Annotated in this window: 16 protein-coding genes; 14 read left to right on the top strand and 2 right to left on the bottom strand. The window is 60.5% G+C overall.

Annotation, left to right across the window (positions count from 1 at the left end; translation table 11 throughout):
- Positions 1-74: 74 nt before the first annotated feature.
- The 4 genes from L6963_RS04450 (at position 75) to L6963_RS04435 (ending at position 3,702) form a co-directional block, all read left to right on the top strand.
- Positions 75-860 (top strand): purine-nucleoside phosphorylase, encoded by a 786-nt coding sequence (locus L6963_RS04450; protein WP_237206888.1) that lies wholly within the window; start codon positions 75-77, stop codon positions 858-860.
- A 17-nt stretch (positions 861-877) separates the two neighbouring features.
- A complete protein-coding gene (locus L6963_RS04445; RefSeq protein ID WP_237206715.1) occupies positions 878-2,566 on the top strand; it encodes a phospho-sugar mutase in 1,689 nt (562 codons plus the stop codon).
- A gap of 29 nt (positions 2,567-2,595) precedes the next feature.
- A complete protein-coding gene (deoC, locus tag L6963_RS04440) occupies positions 2,596-3,288 on the top strand; it encodes a deoxyribose-phosphate aldolase (protein ID WP_185173361.1) in 693 nt (230 codons plus the stop codon).
- Between the two features lie 87 nt (positions 3,289-3,375).
- Positions 3,376-3,702 (top strand): hypothetical protein, encoded by a 327-nt coding sequence (locus L6963_RS04435; protein WP_237198656.1) that lies wholly within the window; start codon positions 3,376-3,378, stop codon positions 3,700-3,702.
- 157 nt (positions 3,703-3,859) lie between these two features.
- Here L6963_RS04435 and mfd read toward each other — a convergent pair whose 3' ends face one another.
- Positions 3,860-7,504 carry a transcription-repair coupling factor gene (mfd, locus tag L6963_RS04430; protein WP_237206714.1) on the bottom strand — a complete coding sequence of 1,215 codons (3,645 nt, stop codon included), beginning with the start codon at positions 7,502-7,504 and terminating at the stop codon, positions 3,860-3,862.
- 341 nt (positions 7,505-7,845) lie between these two features.
- On the opposite strand from mfd, the gene L6963_RS04425 reads away from it, so the two are divergent.
- The 10 genes from L6963_RS04425 (at position 7,846) to L6963_RS04380 (ending at position 19,437) form a co-directional block, all read left to right on the top strand.
- Entirely contained in the window at positions 7,846-8,604 is a 759-nt protein-coding gene (locus L6963_RS04425; RefSeq protein ID WP_237206713.1) for a hypothetical protein, read from the top strand.
- A 6-nt stretch (positions 8,605-8,610) separates the two neighbouring features.
- Entirely contained in the window at positions 8,611-11,754 is a 3,144-nt protein-coding gene (locus tag L6963_RS04420; RefSeq protein ID WP_237206712.1) for a fibrinogen-like YCDxxxxGGGW domain-containing protein, read from the top strand.
- Between the two features lie 399 nt (positions 11,755-12,153).
- On the top strand, positions 12,154-12,816 hold the full coding sequence (locus tag L6963_RS04415; RefSeq protein ID WP_237206711.1) for a CDP-alcohol phosphatidyltransferase family protein: 663 nt from the start codon (positions 12,154-12,156) through the stop codon (positions 12,814-12,816).
- Positions 12,816-13,727, top strand: coding sequence for a glycosyltransferase family 2 protein (locus L6963_RS04410; RefSeq protein WP_237206710.1), 912 nt, complete (start codon positions 12,816-12,818; stop codon positions 13,725-13,727). Before L6963_RS04415 ends, L6963_RS04410 begins: the two co-directional genes overlap by 1 nt.
- A gap of 5 nt (positions 13,728-13,732) precedes the next feature.
- A complete protein-coding gene (locus L6963_RS04405) occupies positions 13,733-15,019 on the top strand; it encodes an O-antigen ligase domain-containing protein (protein ID WP_423816799.1) in 1,287 nt (428 codons plus the stop codon).
- Complete coding sequence (locus tag L6963_RS04400; RefSeq protein ID WP_237206708.1) at positions 15,019-16,545, top strand: lipopolysaccharide biosynthesis protein; 1,527 nt, start codon at positions 15,019-15,021, stop codon at positions 16,543-16,545. Before L6963_RS04405 ends, L6963_RS04400 begins: the two co-directional genes overlap by 1 nt.
- A gap of 29 nt (positions 16,546-16,574) precedes the next feature.
- Positions 16,575-17,780, top strand: coding sequence for a YveK family protein (locus L6963_RS04395; protein WP_237206707.1), 1,206 nt, complete (start codon positions 16,575-16,577; stop codon positions 17,778-17,780).
- Positions 17,781-17,786: 6 nt separating this feature from the next.
- Positions 17,787-18,236, top strand: coding sequence for a PssD/Cps14F family polysaccharide biosynthesis glycosyltransferase (gene pssD / locus L6963_RS04390; protein WP_237206706.1), 450 nt, complete (start codon positions 17,787-17,789; stop codon positions 18,234-18,236).
- A gap of 9 nt (positions 18,237-18,245) precedes the next feature.
- Complete coding sequence (locus L6963_RS04385; protein WP_237206705.1) at positions 18,246-18,842, top strand: glycosyltransferase; 597 nt, start codon at positions 18,246-18,248, stop codon at positions 18,840-18,842.
- 88 nt (positions 18,843-18,930) lie between these two features.
- On the top strand, positions 18,931-19,437 hold the full coding sequence (locus L6963_RS04380) for a DUF2505 domain-containing protein (RefSeq protein ID WP_237206704.1): 507 nt from the start codon (positions 18,931-18,933) through the stop codon (positions 19,435-19,437).
- A gap of 106 nt (positions 19,438-19,543) precedes the next feature.
- Here L6963_RS04380 and L6963_RS04375 read toward each other — a convergent pair whose 3' ends face one another.
- Positions 19,544-19,978, bottom strand: a complete 435-nt coding sequence (locus L6963_RS04375; RefSeq protein WP_237198666.1) for an adenylyltransferase/cytidyltransferase family protein — start codon at positions 19,976-19,978, stop codon at positions 19,544-19,546.

The following is a 19,978-nucleotide window of genomic DNA, read 5'->3' as shown; positions in this document are numbered from 1 at the left end:
TTTGGTACCGTAGAAGGGTGTTGAATGATTCAAATATTTCCGCTGTTTCCACCGCTGACCCTCACCACCCGGCACTGGTTCGTGCCCGTGAGGCCGCGGAGTTCATTGCCGAGAAAACCGGCGTCGAGAAGCACGACCTGGCGCTGACGCTGGGGTCGGGCTGGGGCGAAGCTGCCTCCCTCATTGGCGAAGCCACCCACGTGCTCTCTGCCGACGAGGTCCCCGGTTTCCACAAGGCTGCCGTCGTGGGCCACCCCGGTACCCTGACCTCTATCCTGACCGAGAACGGTAAGCGAGCCCTGGTGATTGGCTCCCGCACCCACTACTACGAGGGGCGTGGCGTTGAGGCCGTCGTCCACGGTGTGCGCACCGCAGCTGCAGCTGGCGCTGACACCATGATTCTCACCAACGGCTGCGGCGGCCTGAACCCCGTCTACTCAGCCGGGGAACCCGTCCTGATTTCTGACCACCTGAACTTCACCTCGGCGTCCCCGCTGACCGGTGCCCACTTCGTTGACCTGACCGACCTGTATTCTCCGCGCATCCGCGAGATTGCCCGCGGCATTGACCCCTCCCTGCAGGAGGGTGTCTACATGCAGTTCCCCGGCCCCCACTACGAAACCCCGGCCGAGGTCAAGATGGCAGGTGTACTGGGTGCTGACCTGGTGGGCATGTCCACCGCTCTTGAAGCCATCGCTGCCCGCGCTGCGGGTCTTGAGGTCTTCGGCATTTCACTGGTCACCAACCTGGCTGCCGGTATTCAGGAGACCCCGCTGTCCCACGCCGAGGTCATCGAAGCTGGCGAAGCTGCTGGCCCCCGCATTTCCCGTCTGCTCGCAGATATTATTGCGGCCCTCTAAGCACACAAGGAAACCCCATGTCACTAGATACTCAACAGCTTCTTGAACAGGCCCGCGCCTGGGCCGCTATCGACCCCGACGCTGAAACCAAAGCCCAGCTTGAGGGCATCATTGCCCATGTTGAGGCCGGCGATGAGGGAGCAACCGCCGATTTGGCTGACCGTTTCTCTGGCACCCTGCAGTTCGGCACCGCGGGTCTGCGCGCCGAACTGGGTGCTGGCCCCATGCGCATGAACCGCGTCGTCGTTCAGCGTGCCGCCCAGGGCCTGGCAGACTACGCCACCGCGCGCGCGTCCGCCGAGGGCTGGGAGAAGATTTCTGCCGTGGTGGGTTTTGACGCCCGCAAGAATTCGGACGTCTTCGCCCTCGACACCGCCGCCATCTTCACCGCTGCCGGCATTGAAGTTCACCTCATGCCCTCAGCCCTGCCCACTCCTGTGACCGCCTGGGCAACCCGCGAATACGGGGCTGAAATTGGCGTCATGGTCACGGCCTCCCACAACCCGCCCAACGACAACGGCTACAAGGTCTACCTGGGCGGAGCAGCCGTTGAGCCAGGTGCCCGCGGCGCCCAGATCATTCCTCCCTACGACGGCGACATTGCAGCCGCCATCTCCGCTGTTGAAACCCCGGTACTGGCCGCTGACGGCTGGACGGTCCTGCCCGAGAGCGTGGCTACCGACTACATCGCCCGCGTCACTCCCCTGGTCGAACAGAAGGAACGCGACCTCAAGATCGTTCTGACCCCCATGCACGGGGTGGGCGGTAAGACCGCTGAGGCTGTGCTGCATCAGGCCGGTTTCACTAACGTGACCCTGGTGCCCCAGCAGGCAGATCCCGACCCGAATTTCTCCACCGTGGCCTTCCCCAACCCCGAAGAGCCCGGTGCCCTCGACCTTGCCATGGCTCTGGCCGAGAAGGTTGATGCCGACCTGATTATCGCCAACGATCCGGACGCCGACCGCGCGGCTTTCGCCGTCAAGCGAGACGGTGCCTGGGCGATGCTGCGCGGCGACGAAACCGGTGCGATTCTAGCTACCCGGGTGCTGGCGTCCGTCACCGACACCGAAAGCGCAACCTTCGCCAACTCGATTGTTTCCTCCCGCCTGGCAGGGGCCATCGCCAAGTCCGCGGGGGTAGCCCACTACGAAACTCTGACCGGCTTCAAGTGGATTGCCCGCGTCGATAATCTGACCTTCGGTTACGAAGAAGCCCTGGGCTACTGCGTTGACCACGCCCAGGTGCGCGACAAGGACGGCATCTCAGCCGCCCTGGTCATGGCCGATTATGCTCAGGAGCTTAAGGACGCCGGTTCCTCCTTCCCCGCGCTTCTCGATGAGATTGCCACCGAGCACGGCCTCTACGCCACCGACCAGCTCTCCGTCCGCGTTGACGACCTCGCCCAGATCCCAGCGATGATGAAGCGCCTGCGCGCTACCCCGCCCGCAGAGCTCGCCGAATCCCCCGTAGTATCGGTTGAAGACCTCACCGAGGGCACCGAAACCCTGCCGCCCACCGACGGTATGCGCTACTACACCGAGGACTCCACCCGCGTCATCGTGCGCCCCTCCGGCACCGAGCCCAAGCTCAAGTGCTATCTCGAAGTGGTCGTACCGGTCAGCGGTTCCGTAGCCGATGCCCGCCAGGTTGCTAGCACCAAACTGGCCCTGCTCAAGGCAGACATGACCGCGGCCCTGGGCCTCTAAACAAACCAAGATTTCAAGGAAGAAACACTATGACTCTCGAACTTTCAGCAGCCGAACTGGCTGCCATGATTGACCACACCATCCTGGCCCCCTCCGCCTCAGAGGCTGACGTCCGCCGCCTCTGCGCCGAGGCCAAGCAGTACGGCTTCGCCTCCGTCTGTGCCAACCCCGTCTGGGCTCCCGTGCTGGCTGAGGAGCTGGCCGGGTCTGCGTCTGTCCCCTGCGTGGTTGTGGGCTTCCCCTTTGGTGCTTCCGCCACCGAGGTCAAGGCTTTTGAAGCTAAGACCGCCGTTGAGGCCGGTGCCCGTGAGGTCGATATGGTCATCAACATCGCCGACGCCCGTGCAGGCAAGAAGGACGCCCTGGTGGCAGATATCAAGGCTGTCGCCGAGGCTACCCACGCCGGTGGTGCCCTGCTCAAGGTCATCATTGAGACCTCCGAGCTGACCGACGACCAGAAGGTTCTGGCCTGCCAGGCCTCCGTTGAAGCCGGGGCCGACTTCGTCAAGACCTCCACCGGCTACTCGTCCTCCGGCGCAACCGTCGAAGACATCGCCCTGATGCGCGCCACCGTCGGCCCCGACCTGGGCGTGAAGGCCTCGGGCGGCGTCCGCACCCGCGAAGAAGCCCTCGCCATGATTGAAGCAGGCGCCACCCGCATCGGTGCTTCAAAGGGTATCGCCATCATCGGCGCCGGCGAAGCGGCAGAGGGCGGCTACTAAGCCAGGTTCTTCTCCGTCATATGGTGCGAACCGCTGAGGCAGCACCTATACTGAGTAATAAAGTACACACACGAAAAGGACTTCCCCATGGCTAAGACCACTGCTCAGTCAGACGCTGAGAAGCGTTCCAACGTTGAATCCTTCGGGATGGAATCCGGCGCTCCCGCGCGTAGCGGCACCCCCCAGTACTCAGGCACCAAGGAGCTGGGCTCAAACATCGCCCTCTTCGTTCTCTGCTTCGTACTGCTGCTGGGCTGCCTCTACACCCTGGGCATGTACCCCGAGGGCGGCTGGGGCTGGTGGACCGTAGCTGTTCTGCTCTACGGCGTCACCTTCATCATCCCCCTGTGGTTCCTGCCTTCGAAGACCAACGAAAAGGCTCGCACCAGCGGCACTGAGCTCTCACTCAAGTAAAGAGACGCACGCTGCTCATAGCAAGGGGCGGCCCACCTATTCAGGTGGGCCGCCCCTTATTTCTTCCTGCAAAGGCACCGATGGGAGTAGGTACCATCTAGTTCAGAAAAACCCACAAACCAGATGGGTTTTTCTGACTCAGATGGTACCTACCGCGCTATGAACCGGCGACGCCGGCTTCGAAGATGGCGTGAATGAACTGCTCGGTCCACTCCACCATGGCATCATCGACCAGATCTTTACCCCCAACAGCGGACGTCTTGGGGCGGGGCACCAGAATCTGCCAGTTCTCGGTACCCGGAATCTGACGGTACTGGGCACCCGGATACATGCGGCCCAGCCGCATCTGGCGCGACTCTGGCAGATCATTGACCGGGAAGAAACGAACCTTGGGGCCCATCGCCACAATCTCGGTCAGACCCACAGCGCGAGCGCGGTGACGAAGAGCCGCGACCTTGAACAGGTTCTCAACCGGAGCAGGTGGGGTACCGTACCGGTCTACCAGTTCTTCGCGAGCCTCAGCCAGCTCCTCGGCAGTCTGGGCCTGGGCAATCTGGCGGTAGGCCGATAGACGCAGGCGCTCTGAACTCACGTAGTCGTGCGGCATGTGGGCGTTGACCGGCAGATCGACCTTAATCTCAGCAGGAGCTTCTTCCTTCTCCCCGTGCTGGAAGTTAGCCACGGCCTCCCCCACCAGGCGCAGGTAGAGGTCAAAGCCAACACCGGCGATATGGCCCGACTGTTCACCGCCCAGCAGGTTACCGGCACCGCGAATTTCTAGGTCCTTCATGGCCAAGCGCATACCGGCGCCCAGCTCATTGTGGGTCGCCACCGCCTTCAGACGCTCATGGGCGACCTCGGTCAGCACCTTCTCAGCCGGGTAAAGGAAGTAGGCGTAGGCGCGCTCGCGGCCGCGCCCCACGCGTCCGCGCAGCTGGTGAAGCTGAGACAGACCATAGTTCTGGGCCTGATCAACGATCAGGGTGTTGGCATTGGAGATATCCAGGCCGGTTTCAACGATGGTGGTCGATACCAGCACATCGAACTTGCGTTCCCAGAAGTCCACGATAATTTTTTCCAGGCGGGATTCGCTCATGCGACCGTGGGCCACAGCAATGCGGGCCTCGGGAACGAGTTTTTGAATCTCGTTGGCGGTCTCTTCTATGGTTGAGACCCGGTTGTGCACTACAAAGACCTGCCCCTCTCGCATAAGTTCGCGGCGGATGGCGGCGGTAATTTGCTTGTCGGTGCGGGGGCCGACAAAGGTGAGGACGGGGTGACGTTCCTCGGGCGGGGTGGCAAGGGTGGACGTCTCGCGGATGCCGGTTAGGGACATCTCCAGGGTTCGCGGGATGGGAGTAGCACTCATGGCCAGCACGTCCACGTTGGTGCGCATGGTTTTGAGCTTTTCCTTGTGCTCAACGCCGAAGCGCTGTTCCTCATCGATAATGACCAGGCCCAGGTCCTTCCAGTCCACCGACTCGGAGAGAATGCGGTGGGTACCGACGACCACATCGACAGACCCGTTCTTAATGCCCTCAGCGATTTCAGCTGACTCCTTGGCCTTCTGGAAGCGGGAGAGCACCTTGATGGAGACCGGGAAGCCCGAGAAACGCTCGGTAAAAGTCTCGTAGTGCTGCTGGGCCAGCAGGGTGGTGGGGACGAGGACGGCCACCTGTTTGCCGTCCTGCACAGCCTTGAAGGCAGCACGTACCGCGATTTCGGTCTTGCCGTAGCCCACATCGCCCGAGATCAGGCGGTCCATGGGGATTTCGCGCTCCATGTCGGCCTTGACCTCGTTGATAGCCGAGAGCTGGTCGGGGGTTTCGTTGTAGGGGAAGGCTTCTTCCAGTTCCCGCTGCCAGGGGGTGTCGGGGCCGAAGGCGTGGCCGCGGGAGGCCTGGCGGGCTGAGTAGAGTTTAATCAGGTCAGCAGCAATTTCCTTAACGGCCTTGCGGGCCTTTGACTTGGTCTTAGCCCAGTCGGAGCCACCCATCTTTGACAGCGTCGGGGCGTCGCCGCCCACGTAGTTAGAGACCTGGTCCAGCTGGTCCGAGGGCACAAAAAGGCGGTCCTTGGGCCCGCCCCGTTTGGAGGGGGCGTACTCCAGCACCAGGTATTCCTTCATGGGCTTGGGCTGCCCGGGCATGACGGTTGCCCCGGCAATGGGGCGCTGGATCAGCTCGACGAACTGGCCGATACCGTGTTGTTCGTGTACCACGTAGTCGCCGGCTGACAGGCTCATGGGGTCAACCGCGTTCTTGCGGCGGCGCACCGGGAGCTTGCCACTGCGCAGGTCGCGGGTAGCGTAGGGGCTGGTGCGGCCCAGGATATCTGCCTCGGTCAGCAGACCCAGCTTTTCGCCGTCCATCATGAAGCCGCGCCCCATGGAGGCGGTGGTCATCTCGATGATGCCCGGCTCAGGCAGTTTCGTCAGGCTGTCCACGCGAGACGCCGGTATCTCGGCTTCCTGGAAAAGGTCAAGCAGGCGGGTGAGCGGGCCTGGCCCGTCGGTCACCACGGTAATCCGCCACCCGTCCTTTACCTTCTTCCCAACTTCGGTCAGCAGCTCGGTCACGTTGCCCGAGTAGGTATGGGGGGCACGGGCAGCCAGCTGGACCGAGTCAATCCCGTCATCGATGGCGTCGTCAACGCCCAGGGCCGTCATAGCCCACCAGCCAAAGCCCTTCGCGAGGGCGGTTTCTCGCAGGGCGGCAATGGTGCGGAAGCTACCGGCGCTCAGACCATCGGGGCCGTTGGCACCCAGGTCGATGGGGGCGTCCGTAGTGTCGGTGACAGAATCCCAGGCAGCCAGCAGGAACTCCTCGTTGGTAGCAACCAGGTCGGTTGCGCGGGAGCGTACCTTTTCCGGCTCGATAATAAGGGGCAGGGACCCCGGGGGCAGGTGGTCGAGCAGGGTCACCATATCGTCAACCAGCAGGGGAATCAGGGACTCCATGCCCTCAACATAAATACCACCGGCAATTTTTTCGAGCATGGCGGCAGCGCCCGGGAAGGACCCTTTGAGCCTGGCTGCCCGGCTCATCACGCTGGGGGTAATCAGGAGTTCGCGGCAGGGAGGGGCGAGTAGCTCGGTGGGGTGGTCTTTGCCGGGCAGGGTGCGCTGGTCAGCAACCGAGAACCAGCGGATATTCTCGACCTCGTCCCCAAAGAATTCGATACGGGCGGGGTGAGCTGCGGTCGGTGAGAAAATATCGATAATGCCGCCGCGCACGGCAAATTCTCCGCGCTTTGACACCAGGTCAACGCGGGAATAGGCGGCCGATGCGAGAGATTTAATCAGGGCATCAAAGTCTTGTTCTTCGCCCACCCGTAGGGTCACCGGCTGCATTTTTTCGAGGCCTGCGACCAGGGGCTGCAGCACCGAGCGGATAGGGGCAACGAGCACCCGGGGAGCGGACGCACCCCCCTCGGCGAGGGCGCGCAAGACCGCTAGGCGCTGGCCCACGGTATCGCTTCGCGGGGAGAGACGCTCATGGGGCAGGGTTTCCCAGGCCGGGAAGAGCTGGGCCTGCCCAGGCTCTAGCACCGATTCTAGGGCGGTGACGGTATCTTCAGCCTCGCGGTCGGTAGCGGTGACAGCTAGCAGGACGGGCGGGGTCGGCTCGGTCTGGGTGGCAAGTTGCTGGGCTATACCGGCAAGCAGAAAGGGCCTGGCCCCGTCAGGAGAGCCAATCAGAAATTCATCGAGGCGGGCTTTGGGGTCTGTACCTGCCTGGGTGATGATTGCGGTATAGCTGGGCTCGTGGGTGAGGGCTTGGGCAAGGCCGCTCAGTGACATCTTCGCTCCCCTGGGGTAAGGCCGGTTGGTGCAGGCTCCATTATCCCACAGGCATCTTCACTACCCTAAGGGCTAAACCGCTAAGACGGTAGAAGCCTCTATTCAAGGAAATAACTAATACAAGTGTGATAAACACCAATAGTATTTTCGAGGAAAACCATTCTTGTCCCCATAAGTTACTACCGAGTAACCCCATCTTTTCCGCCTAAGGCTATTAACCCACCCGAGGACCAACCGGTAGTATGAGATGACCGATAAAGCACTCTGGCAAAACCCCACTCCTTTCGCACGGAGCACCAGCGAGCTTTACCCCACCACGCACCACAACTTTTAGGGACTTAATGAAACAATTAGGGACACCCCTCTCTGCTGCCCTGCGCGCGCCCAGCCTGCGCACCGGCGTCCTTGCCCTGTGCGCCAGCGCCACTCTAGCCCTTGCGGCCTGCGGCTCATCCGACAGCAACGCTAGCAGCTCCGAAAGCGCTTCAAGCTCAGCCTCTGCAGCAGCAACCGCAACAAATAGCGCCGGTGAAACGCTCACCGAAAACTTCGCGGGTTCCGAAGCCCTCGCTGAAGCGAGCGAAGCCGCTGTAGACACCGAAGAAGTTCAAACCACCGAACAGCTCTACACCGATATCCAAGGGGCGCTCGGCGGAATTGAACCAGCTACCGGGTCCAGCGATGCAAACAGCACCGGGGAAGAAATTTCCAGCGATACCGAAAGCGTTCAAGCCAACGAAAACGCGGTTGAAAGCTACGTCTCTGCAGAAACCACAGCGCAGCTTGAAGCGGCAGCCACCGGCACAGCCCTTGATCAGTACCTTGCTACCGCAACCGAGTACGCCCAGTCAGGCTGGCATGTTGAGGGAACCTCAACCGTCGTGGGCACCCCCCGCATCGCTGATGGTGAGTACAACGGCCAGGCAGCCAAAATCATGGAAGTCTGCCTCGATTCCTCGGGAGTCAAAGTTGTAGATGCTGCGGGTAACACCGTCAGCTCCAACCAGTTCCCCCGCTCACTCAACATTTTTACTCTGGTCGAAAACAACGGGGAATGGAAGATTGCTTCCCACGACTTCCCCAACAACGCAGATTGCTAAACACACATGAAAAAACCCTCACTATTTACTAAGATCGCGGTTGGTGCGGTTGCCCTGGGCGTTGGCGTCTCCGTCATCCCCGGCGCTATTGCAACCAACGAGTATGTAGCCAACGGTCTCACTACCGAAACCGCAGCGGCGTCCTGCTGGGAAATCAAGCAGAACGACCCCGAATCCAAGTCAGGTGCCTACTGGCTCTGGACCGACGAAATGGACGCCCCCGCCCAGTTCTACTGTGACCAGGAAACCAACGGCGGTGGCTGGGTCATGATTGGCCGCGGCCGTGAAGGCTGGAGCGAGGACTACGCCGGTAAGGGCGACCCCCGCGAGCTCGCAACTAACCCCGACGGCACCGATGCCTTCTCCCCTGTCCAGCTTCCCTCCTCCACCGTGGACGCCCTGCTGGGCGACACCAAGGTACAGGACCTTGAGGACGGCGTGCGCTTCTACCGCGCGGGTAATGCCGCCGGCACCGCCTGGCAGAACATGTATGCAAAGCGCACCAAGACTGAAAACTGGTCGTGGACCCTCTCTGCCTACCACCCCTGGGAAAGCATCCGCTACGATAATGACCCTTCACTGGGCGCTGACCGATCCGTAGCCACCTCAGTCAACCGTATCTCCAACGATAACGACTACTACTACTCCAACAACTTCTACGGCCGAAGCAACCAGTCCTGGAAGATTGGCTTCGCCTTTGGTCGCAACGTCCAGGGCACCGATACCGCCGCCTCCTACCTGTGGGGCCCTCGCGGTACCGGCTACGGCATCCCCTTCACCCAGGTTTTCGTCCGCCCCAAACTTACCCAGGCTGACCTGAACCTGACCGACATCGCAGATAGCGGTACCGCAGCAGCTACCGAACGTGCGCTGCCCGCTAGCTTCTCATCCCGCGTCACTTGGCGTACCAGCGCTAACAGCGGCACCGGTTCCACCAGTGAGCTGAACACCCGCGTCCAGGCCATTAACCAGCTGGGTGATACCGTCTACACCGGCGGCGACTTCGCCTTTGTCGAAAACGCCACCACCGGCGAGAAGGTACAGCAGAAGTTCATCGCTGGCTACAACGTCAATACCGGCGAGCTGGTTCGTTCCTTCGCTCCCCAGCTCAACGGCCAGGTCAAGGCTATTTCACCCCTCCCTAACGGCAAACTGGCAGTTGGTGGCGAGTTCACCCGGGTCAACGGTCAACCCTCTAACGGCTTTGTCATTCTGGACCCCGTCACCGGTGCAACCGACACCTCACTGGGCTGGGACGTTGTCAACCGCAACGCCAGCGGCACCTCCTTCGTCAAAGCTATCGATGTGCAGGGCAACTATGTCTACATCGGCGGTAACTTCACCCACGTTAAGGGTGCCACCTCAGATACCTACGCCTACTCCAAGAACATCGCCCGTTTCCGCCTGAACGACAACTCGGTTGACTGGTCCTGGCGCCCCGTGACCAACGGTACCGTCAACGGTGTTTCGGCAAGCGATGAGGGTGTCGCTATCGCCGGCTACTTCTCAACCCTCAACGACCAGCGTGCATGGAAGCTGGCCTACATCAACACCACCGACGGCAAGGCAGCCCAGAATTGGGAGTGGACCCTGTCTCACCGTGCCACCAACCCCACCCATCGCGATGGCTTCCAGTTCGATGTGCAGGATGCCGGATCAACTATCTGGACTGCGGGTGCTGAACATCTCGTCGCCCAGTACGATAAGTCCAATCTAAGCAACCGTCTGACCACCGCTATCACCAAGAGCGGCGGCGACTTCCAGGACCTATCACTCGATAGCAATAACGTGCTCTACGCCGCCTGCCACTGTGGCGACTGGATTTACTACGGTGCAACCACCCACGACAATCCGTGGAACGCACCCACTTACAGCGGTGTGAACACCATCCGTCTGATTTCTGCATTTGATGCCCAGACCGGCGAGATTCTGCCCCAGTTCAATCCCAGCCTGCAGGGCCAGCGCGGTCACGGTATCTGGGCGTCCTTCACCGACTCCACCGGCACCCTCTGGGTTGGCGGCGATATCACCCGCTCCCTGGGCTACAACGGTGTGCAGCAGACTGTCGGTTTCGCCCGCTACGCGCCCGCTGATTCTACTGCTCCGGCTACCGCGTCCAACCTCTCCGTCACCACCGACGGAACCACCGATACCCTGTCATGGACCGGTGTTTCTGAGCGCGGTGTCACCTACCAGATTCTGCGCGATAACCGCGTGATTGCTTCAACGGCGGACACCAGCTACAAGCTGCCCACCACCGAAGACGCTCGCTACTTCGTCCGCGTCTCCGATGCTGCCGGTAACGTCTCTGCTTCTACCCCGGTCGCTGTAGCGGCTAAGCCTCAGCCCACTCCTGAGCCCACGGTAGAGCCCACCACCGAAGCACCTGCTGAGCCGACTGCTGAACCCACAACCGAAGCTCCGGCTGAGCCTACTGCTGAGCCCACCACCGAAGCTCCAGCTGAGCCCACCGCAGAGCCTACCGCAGAACCCACCACTGAGGCCCCCACTCAGCCCGATAACCCGAATGTGAAGCCCATTGAAGAAATCACTGAGGAGCCGGTTCCCCCGGTAGTTGAGGAAAACCCCGCTCCCGCTGAGCCTGTTGCTCCGGTTGAACCGGTCAAGCCTGCTGACCAGAAGGTTGTTGCCTCGGGCGATAACTGGGATATCGCTTTCGTACTCACCAACGAATACGACAAGACCTGGCGTAACACCAACTACGCCTATAACACCGCCCGTCAGTGGTACGTTGCACCGACCTCCATCGGTTGGGGCGAATTCTCGCTGGCAAACCGCGTCCAGTTCGCCTACTACAATCAGCCTATGTCGATGTTCCTGCGTAAGGAGATGCAGCTGACCCCGCAGGCTAACCAGGAGCTGGTTCTGACCACCTACGCAGATGACGGTATCGCTATCTACGTCAACGGCCGCGAGGTCAACCGCACCAACCTGATGGCTAACGCTGCGCCCAATACCCCGGCGCAGAAGGCTGTTCCCTACTCGCTGGCTAAGGCAACCCCGATTACCGTGGTTGTTCCCGCTAGCCAGCTGAACCAGGGTAAGAACGTGATTGCCGTTGAGGTTCATTCCTACCGTCGTTCTGAAAGCGCGACTTTCGATATGGAAGCTGTTCTGCGCACTAAGTAAGGCATATACCTGCTGGTAAGAGTCTGTGGCCCGTGCTCGATGAGCACGGGCCACGTCTTTTTCTTCAAGACGGCAGAGGCGGACGCCGGTATTCACCCCGACAGGATGAGTCAGCGGATCTGGGGTAAGAACATATTGAAGGTCATAGTTTTGTGGGCTAGTTTTCACCTATGGCTGGCACAGTTGTTCACCTAAAATTAAGTACTCGGGCGTGTTCCTCTCGTTTGAGCTCCTAACCATCGCACTGTGGTAGCTCTGCCTAAGACTCAGAGCCACGCCCGTCTCGCACACACTTTCAAGGATTAACTAGGGTTTATGACTAGCACTCGCACTTTGGCCCCCCGTGGGTTTAGGGAAACACTGACGCAACTGAATTCTGCCCAGAAGTCCGGGGTCGGGGTGCCCGCCTATACTCGCTGGGTCAACCGCCGTGTTGCCCGTATCTTTGCTGCGGCTGCGGTCAAGATTGGTCTTGGCCCCAACGGGGTCACAGCTCTCAGCGCCACCGTTTCTGTGTTGGGTATGCTCTTGATGATTTTCTTCCCGCCTTCTCTCTTACTGGGTGTGGGGGTAGCTCTGCTGTTCGCGCTGGGCTACGCTCTGGATTCGGCGGACGGCCAGGTTGCTCGTGTGACAGGGGCGTCCTCCCCTGCCGGTGAGTGGCTCGACCATGTGGTTGATGCTATGCGCACCCCTGCCATGCATCTGACGATTCTGGTGGGTTTTATCAAGTATCCGCAGGCTTTCCCCTGGACCGGTTGGCAGCTCTGGTGGCTTCCTCTTGCTTTTACGGTGCTGGTCACCGGGCATTTTATGAGCCAGATTCTGGCTGAACAGCTACGCAATAATCGGGGTACCGCTGCCCCGGCTACCGGGGGAACCCTCCGTTCTTTCGTTAACCTGCATATGGACGCCGGTACCTTCTGCTGGATTTTTATTTTCTGGGGTACCGGGCTTGGCTTTGTGCTGGTCTACGGCCTGCTCTTTGCGGCCAATGCGGCCACTGTCTTGCTCTCTATGCGTCGTAAGTTCCTTACTCTTGCTCAGCCGGCAGGTGCCTAATGCAGAGTGTATCCGTTATTATCGCGACCAATGGTAAGCGTCCTGAGCTACTGCGTACCGCGGTTACCGCTCTATTCGACCAGACCTACACCGGTCATGTTGAGGTGCTGGTAGTCTTTGACCACGTTGATATCGACCCTCTCACCGACGTCCTTGTTCCTGAGAACCGTTCGCTGCGCGCTATCCCCAACGCCCGCCCCCAGGGCTTGGCAGGTGGCCGTAACACCGGTATTGAGGCAGCAACCGGAGAGATTCTTGGCTTCTGCGACGACGATGACTACTGGCTGCCCACCAAACTCGCTGACCAGCTAGAGCTGTGGGATCGCCACCCTCACGCCATCGCTATTTCTTCGGGTATTCGTGTGCGCTCCGGCGGTAAGGATATCGACCGGTTTGCCCCTGCCCGCGCTACCTTTAAAGATTTTCTCCGCTCGCGCATTACTGAGATTCACCCCTCGGCGATGCTCTACCGCCGCTCAGATTTGCTAGGACGCGTGGGGCTGGTTGATGAGGACTTACCGGCTGCCTACGGTGAGGATTACGACCTGCTCCTGCGCGCCACTAAGTTCGGCGATATCTACTCGGTGGAAAAGCCGCTGGTCCTGATTCTTTGGGATCGGCCGTCCTTTTTTGCCGGTAAGTGGGAGAACATGGCCGCGGGTCTTACCTACCTGCTCCGCAAGTTCCCCGAATTTGAGACCGACCCCAAGGGTCTGGCCCGTATTTCGGGGCAGATTGCCTTTATTCATGCAGCTTTGGGCAACAAAAAACTCTCCCTAGCCTACGTGCGGTCCACCCTGCGTCGTGATCCCACCCAGCTACGTGCCTGGGCAGCGCTTCCTGTTGCCCTGGGGCTGGTCAGCCCTTCTGCTCTCCTGGCAGCTGTCAATAAGACTGGTCGAGGCCTTTAAAGCTCATGACCGTGCTGACACCAACTCACCGCCACAATCGCTTCTTATCAGCCGTGGCCCCCACAGCCGGGGCTCCCCTGCCAGCATGGCCTATCCTGGTCCTGCTCTACGGCTTTCCTTTGGTCTGGGCCATGGGTCTCATGCAGTTCGCCCCCACTATTCTTGCTGCTTGCATGATTGTGCTCATGGTCATGCGCCGCCATGTACTGGTGCATTCAACCATGTGGATCTGGTTTGCCCTCATGTTCTGGGGAATAGTTTGCCTTGTTTCGATTGACACCGCATCGGAATTCCTGGGCTGGTTCCAGCGCTATATGAACATCTTTAACGTAGGTATCTACACCCTCTACTTCTTCAATGCCCGCGAGCGCATTCCCAACCACATTATGCTGGGCGGGCTGCTGACGATTTGGTTCACAGTGGTGATTTTGGGGTACCTGGCCCTAGCCTTCCCCGATTTCCGTCTGCCGACCCCGATGAGTTTCATTCTGCCGGGGGCCCTGCTTAATAACGAGCTGGTGAAGGACTATGTGCTTCCGCCCATGGCTGAAGTGCAGTGGCCCTGGGGCGCTGAGGTGGCTTATATCCGCCCGTCCGCGCCCTTCCCCTACGCTAACTCCTGGGGCCTGGCCTATGCGCTGCTGACCCCTGTGGTGTTTGCGGTGATGACCGGTGTGCACTCGAAGAAGATTCAGCTGGGGCTTGGTTTTGCGGTGGCCCTGTCGCTGGTGCCCGCTGTGGCTACTTCTAACCGGGGTATGTTCATTGGCCTGGGGTCAGCTTTTGCCTATGTGCTCTTCCGGCTCCTACTCAAGGGTGACTGGCGGGCGCTGGGTATCGGTGCGGTGCTGGGCGTTGGTGTGGTGACCTACCTGCTGGTTTCTGGCGCTGTGGGCGATATTTTGGGCCGTCAGGAGTATTCTGATTCCACCGGCGGCCGTGCCTCGCTCTACGAGCTGACCTTTGAATACACCCTGCGCTCTCCCCTGGTGGGCTATGGCACCTCAAAGATGGCCGATAGCGTGGGTGTGTCGATGGGTACCCAGGGTCAGGTCTGGGCGCTGATGTTCTGCTTTGGTTTCGTGGGCTTGGGTCTTTTCCTGCTCTATGTGGTTTCAGTTCTGATTAACACCTGGAATATCGCCTCAATTACCGGCATGTGGGTGCACTCGGTCATTGTGTCTGCTCTGGCTGTTGTTTTCTTCTACTCTTTTGACGTGATCCAGCTGACCGTCCTGATGCTGTCGGTGGCGCTGATGATGCGCTCTCGTATGTACGGGGAGGGTTTGTGATGGCTCGTTCTCTTGCTCGGAGCGGGGCTTTCTCCTCCCTCTATGTGATGTACGGTTCTGCTGCGGCTTTCGTGGCTACCCTGATCGTTTCTAACGGGGTGGGCGAAGCCGGGGCCGGCGCCTTCTTCCAGGTCATGGCTTTCTTCGCGATTGCTACTTCTCTCTGCGTATTCGGTGCCGACACCGGTCTGGTGCGTACCATGAGCGCCCAGCGTGCCGTGGGGCGCTACTCTAGCCTGCCCCAGCTCATGCGTTTTGCGTTCGGGCCGGCCACCGTCATTGCCCTGGTGCTGGCTGTAGCCGCCCTGCTCTGTGCGCTACCGGCTGTGACCCCGAATCTGGGGGCGGACGTCCGCACCGCAGTTCTCGTGTCAGCCCCCTTTGTGGTGGTGGCGGCCTGGATGACCCTGTGCTTTGGTGCCCTGCGCGGGCTGGGGCACACGGTTGAGTTCACCTTCTTGCAGTCTGCCCTGCTGCCGACCTTGCGTATCGGTGCAGTGTTACTGGCGGTGGCCTTCTCGGGAGCTATTGCCTATCTGGCGCTTGCCTGGGCTGTGCCCCTTCTGGTGGTTTTTGTGGTAGCTGCGCTCTGGGTACGGAAATATATGCCCCAGCAGGAGGACGTGCCCAGCTACCCGGCTCGTCACCTTGCGGTTGAGCAGGTGTCCCCTACCGCTGTGGCAGCCCCCGAGTCGGCCCGTTCTTTCTGGGCTTTTAGCTCGGCTCGCGGCGTATCGGCTATGGTCGAAGCAGTGCTGGAGTGGGTTGATGTGCTGCTCATCGGTCTCTTCTTGGGGCCCGCTGCTAGCGGTATCTACGGTGCCGTCAATCGCTGTGTGCGGGTTGGTGCTATGGTTGAGCACATCGCCCGGGTGGTTACCGGCCCCGATATCTCAGCGGCTATCGCTACCGGCGACCAGCTCCGAGCCCGCCAGATTTTTGTCTCGGCTACCCGTATTCTGATTGCTGTCGGCTGGCCCTTCTTCATTACTCTCGCCGCCTTTGGCCCGGTTCTCTTGGGTTTCTTCGGTGAGGGCTTTACGGCAGGTGCCCCGCTCTTCTTTATCATTGGGGCGGCGATGCTGGTGCAGATGGCGGCAGGCGGTGTGCAGTCGGTTCTCCTGATGAGCGGACGCGCCCGCTGGCAGCTCTACAACAAGCTTTCGGCTTTGCTGGTGGCGCTTGTGCTGAACCTGGCGCTCATCCCTCTCTGGGGGCTGGCCGGGGCAGCAACCGCGTGGGCGGCTGCCGTCCTCACCGACTGTGGTCTCGCTACAGCCCAGGTCTACGGCAAGCTGGGCATCCGCCCCCGTCTCACCGAAGTCCTGCCAATTATGGCTCTTGCAGCCCTTACACCGGGTGTGGGGGCAGCGCTGACCATCCTGCTATGGGGGCAAAGTCTGCTAGCCTTAGCTGCCTACGCGCTGCTCCTTGTCCCCCTCTACTTAGCCCTAATTTACCGTTTTCGCCGAGCAGTCGGTCTTGAAACTCTCGTCGCATCAATCACTCGCAAACTTCGCCGCTAGGCCCATACACTCCTAGGGAAGGAACACACATGGAACGCTCCTCACGAGCCAGAGCCAACGACCAGCAGGCTACCCCCATTTCGCTGGGGGCCGCCGTCCGCCGCATCCTGCGTCACAAAATCGTTGTACTCATCAGCGCCCTCATCTTCGCTGCCCTGGGTGCAGTCGCCGGCCTAGCCCTGCCCCACTCTTATGAGTCCAAGGCCGTCATCAACGTCACCCAGCCCAGCGCCGGCGCCAGTGGCCTGCGTGCTGCCCTCAACTCCATCGACATGGACACCGAAGAAGCCATCGCCTCCTCCCGGGTGGTTCTGCAGGCCGCAGCCGACGAGCTGGGTATGGACGTAGCCGACCTTAAAGACCAGGTCACCGCAGCGGGGCACTCCAATAGCACTATCCTCGATATCATCGTCAATGCCAAGGACCCCAACGAGGCAGCAGATATCGCCAACACCGTTGCCCGCGCCTACCTGGCCCATCGATCAGATACCCTGCGTGCCAGCCGAGAAGAGACCCGAGAGAACATCGACGCTGTCTCTAACGGTATGGATAAGGCCCTCGTTGACCAGGCAATTCTGACCCTAGAAGCAACTTCTACCGACAGCGGCACCATCATTTCAGAGGCCCAGGTGCCCGACGCCCCCTCAAACTTTAGCCTGGCCCAGACCATCTTCATCGGTGGCGCTATGGGCCTGCTCATCGGCATCTTCGCAGCCTACGTTGTAGACCGCACCAACCGCACCCTGGGCTACTCAGAGCGCCTCTCAGAAATCTCAGGGGCTCCCGTCTCCATCATTGCCCGCGGCGCCGAAACCGAATCAGCAACCCAGCTGTTGCGCCGTATCGGCGTAGCAGACGGCCGCCTCAAGAACGCCGATCTGCGCGGCATCACCATCTTCTCCCCCACCCCCCGCGCAGCAGCCTCGCTGACCTCCCTGCTCACCGGCGTCCTCACCGACAGCAACTACAGCATCGCCGACGCCGCTACTTTCAACGCCCTGGGCCTGGAGAACCTCAAGGACCACATCAAGCAGAACTCCCCCGTCATCATCGATGCCCCCGCGTCTGCCTCGGCCTCAAAGGTCCTGCTTGCCGCCGACCATACCCGCGTGCTGCTGCTACCCTTTACCTCAAAGAGCACCGTCAAGAGCGCCCAGCGACTCTTCGACGAGCTCACCCCGGCCAGCTCCACCCAGGTCATCCCCGTCTACTTCGACGCACCCACCCAGAAATAAGCAGCCATGAAAGTACTCCTCACCGCAAGCGCTGGCGGCCACCTGGCCCAGCTCATTGCCCTCGATAAATTCTGGAAAGAACACGACCGTGCCTGGGCCACCTTCGAACTGCCCGAAGTCAAAGCTGCTCTAAAGGGCGAGCGCACCTACTGGGTGCACTTCCCCACCACCCGCAACATTCCCAACGCTATTCGTAATATCGGGGTAGCCTGGCGGGTGCTCCGTAAGGAGCGGCCCGATGCGGTGGTCTCTACGGGAGCCGCGGTCGCTGTGCCCTTCTTCCTAATCGCCAAACTCTTAGGCATCAAAACTGTCTTCATTGAGGCCTATGACCGTATCACCATGCCTACCCTCACCGGTCGCATGTGCTACCCCATGAGCGACCTCTTTGTGGTGCAGTGGGATGAGCAGAAGAAAACCTTCCCCGAAGCCGTCAATATCGGCCATATTCTCTAGGAGGCTGCCGTGATAGAAAACCCGCGCCCCGACGCCGCCCAGGCTAAGGTTTACGATCTGGTGGTGTCTCTGGGCACCGACCATCACCATTTTGACCGGCTGATTCAGTGGGTTGATTCCTACCTGGCAGATCGGCCAGAGATTACTGCTCTGGTGCAGCACGGTTTCACCGCGCCTCCCCAGCATGCGGACGCCGTCGAACGCATGCCCCGGGCCGACCTGCTCGACCTTTACCGGGCTGCCAAGGTGGTGCTGGTTCAGGGCGGCCCGGGCTCAATTCTCGATGCCCGTGAGGTCGGGGCTATTCCCCTGGCTGTGCCGCGTGTGGCTGAGCTCGATGAGGTCGTTGATAACCACCAGGTCGAGTTCTCCCGGGTTATGGAGACCCACGGTGAGGCTATCGTTGTTACCAGCCCCGAAGACCTGAGAAACAAGCTGGACGCGGCCTTTGCCGACCCCGGTTCGCTCCGGGGAACCTACCGCGTGCCCGGTAGCGACCAGGCCTCAGATAACCTCGCAGCCGAGCTAGAGGCCCTGGGCACAGCCTATAACAGCGGTTTTATCCGCCGGACCGCCCAGATTATTGCCGGATTCCGCTCTCAGTAAGCAAAGCTGCCCCTAGCTTCCATGCCCTGAAGCTAACCCCGTAGAATAGGGCTCGACCGCTTTATCACCGCCCTGAAAGAGAGAGCCCATGGCTGTTCAGAGTTCAACCACTATCAACGCTTCTATCGACAACGTCATCCGTGCCTTTGCCGATGAGAACTTCGCTCGCTTCGCCAGCGAAAAGGTCCGTATCTCATTCGAGTCTTTCTCGGTTGACGGTGACCGTGCCGGTGCCTTCACCGCCACCACCGTGCGCGCTATCCCTGCAGACCGCATTCCCGATATGGCGAAAAAGCTCCCCGGCGTTTCAAACGGTGTGACCGTTTCTCAGGTTGATCGTGTCTCAGCCCCCGCAGCGGACGGCTCCCGCACCGTAGTTTCTGAGGTCACTGTCAAGGGTATCCCCGTTACCGGTAACGCAACCCAGACCCTGACCCCTGCCGGTGAGACCACCGAGGTTAAGGTCGACGGCGAGGTCAAGTGCTCCATTCCCCTGGTCGGTAAGAAGATCGCTGCTGCCGCTGAGCCCCAGATTGGCCGCGTTTTCTCAGCCCTGGGCACCAGCGCCGAAGAGTACATCAAGGCTAACTACTAAGAGCCCGTAGATACCGAGGACGCCCCGCCCTCCACTCCCCTTTCAAGGGGAAGGAGGGCGGGGCGTCCTTCATTATGTCTGGGCTTTGCTCTAGGGCAGGAAGCAGTTACGCAGCAGCGGCGACAGGGGTGTTAAGCGCTTCGAGTGCTGCCCGCAGCTTGGTACTGGAGGTATGGGCGGTGTAGGGGAAGTAAACTACCTGCACGCCGACCTCAGCGAAGCGGTTTTCCAGGTCGATGCCGCGCTGGGTGCCCTTCCAGTCGTCGCCCTTGAAGAAGGTATTGAAGCGCACCTGCTCCCAGGTTTCGAGCTTGTCGACCACGGTTTCGGCACGCACTTCGTCTACGAAATCGATGTGGGAGACGATTTCCATGCGTTCGGCCAGGGGCACGATGGGCTTACGGCCCTTGGTGAGTTCTAACATTTCGTCAGAGACCACTCCGGCGATGAGGTAGTCGCAGTTTTTCTTAGCTTGGCGCAGGATATTCAGGTGGCCTACGTGAAAGAGGTCGAAGGCGCCGGCGGCATAGCCAATGTTCAT

Origin of the sequence: Rothia nasimurium, from assembly GCF_928392795.1 — a bacterium.
GTDB lineage: Bacteria > Actinomycetota > Actinomycetes > Actinomycetales > Micrococcaceae > Rothia > Rothia nasimurium_F.
This window is presented reverse-complemented; position numbering and strand designations above follow the sequence as displayed.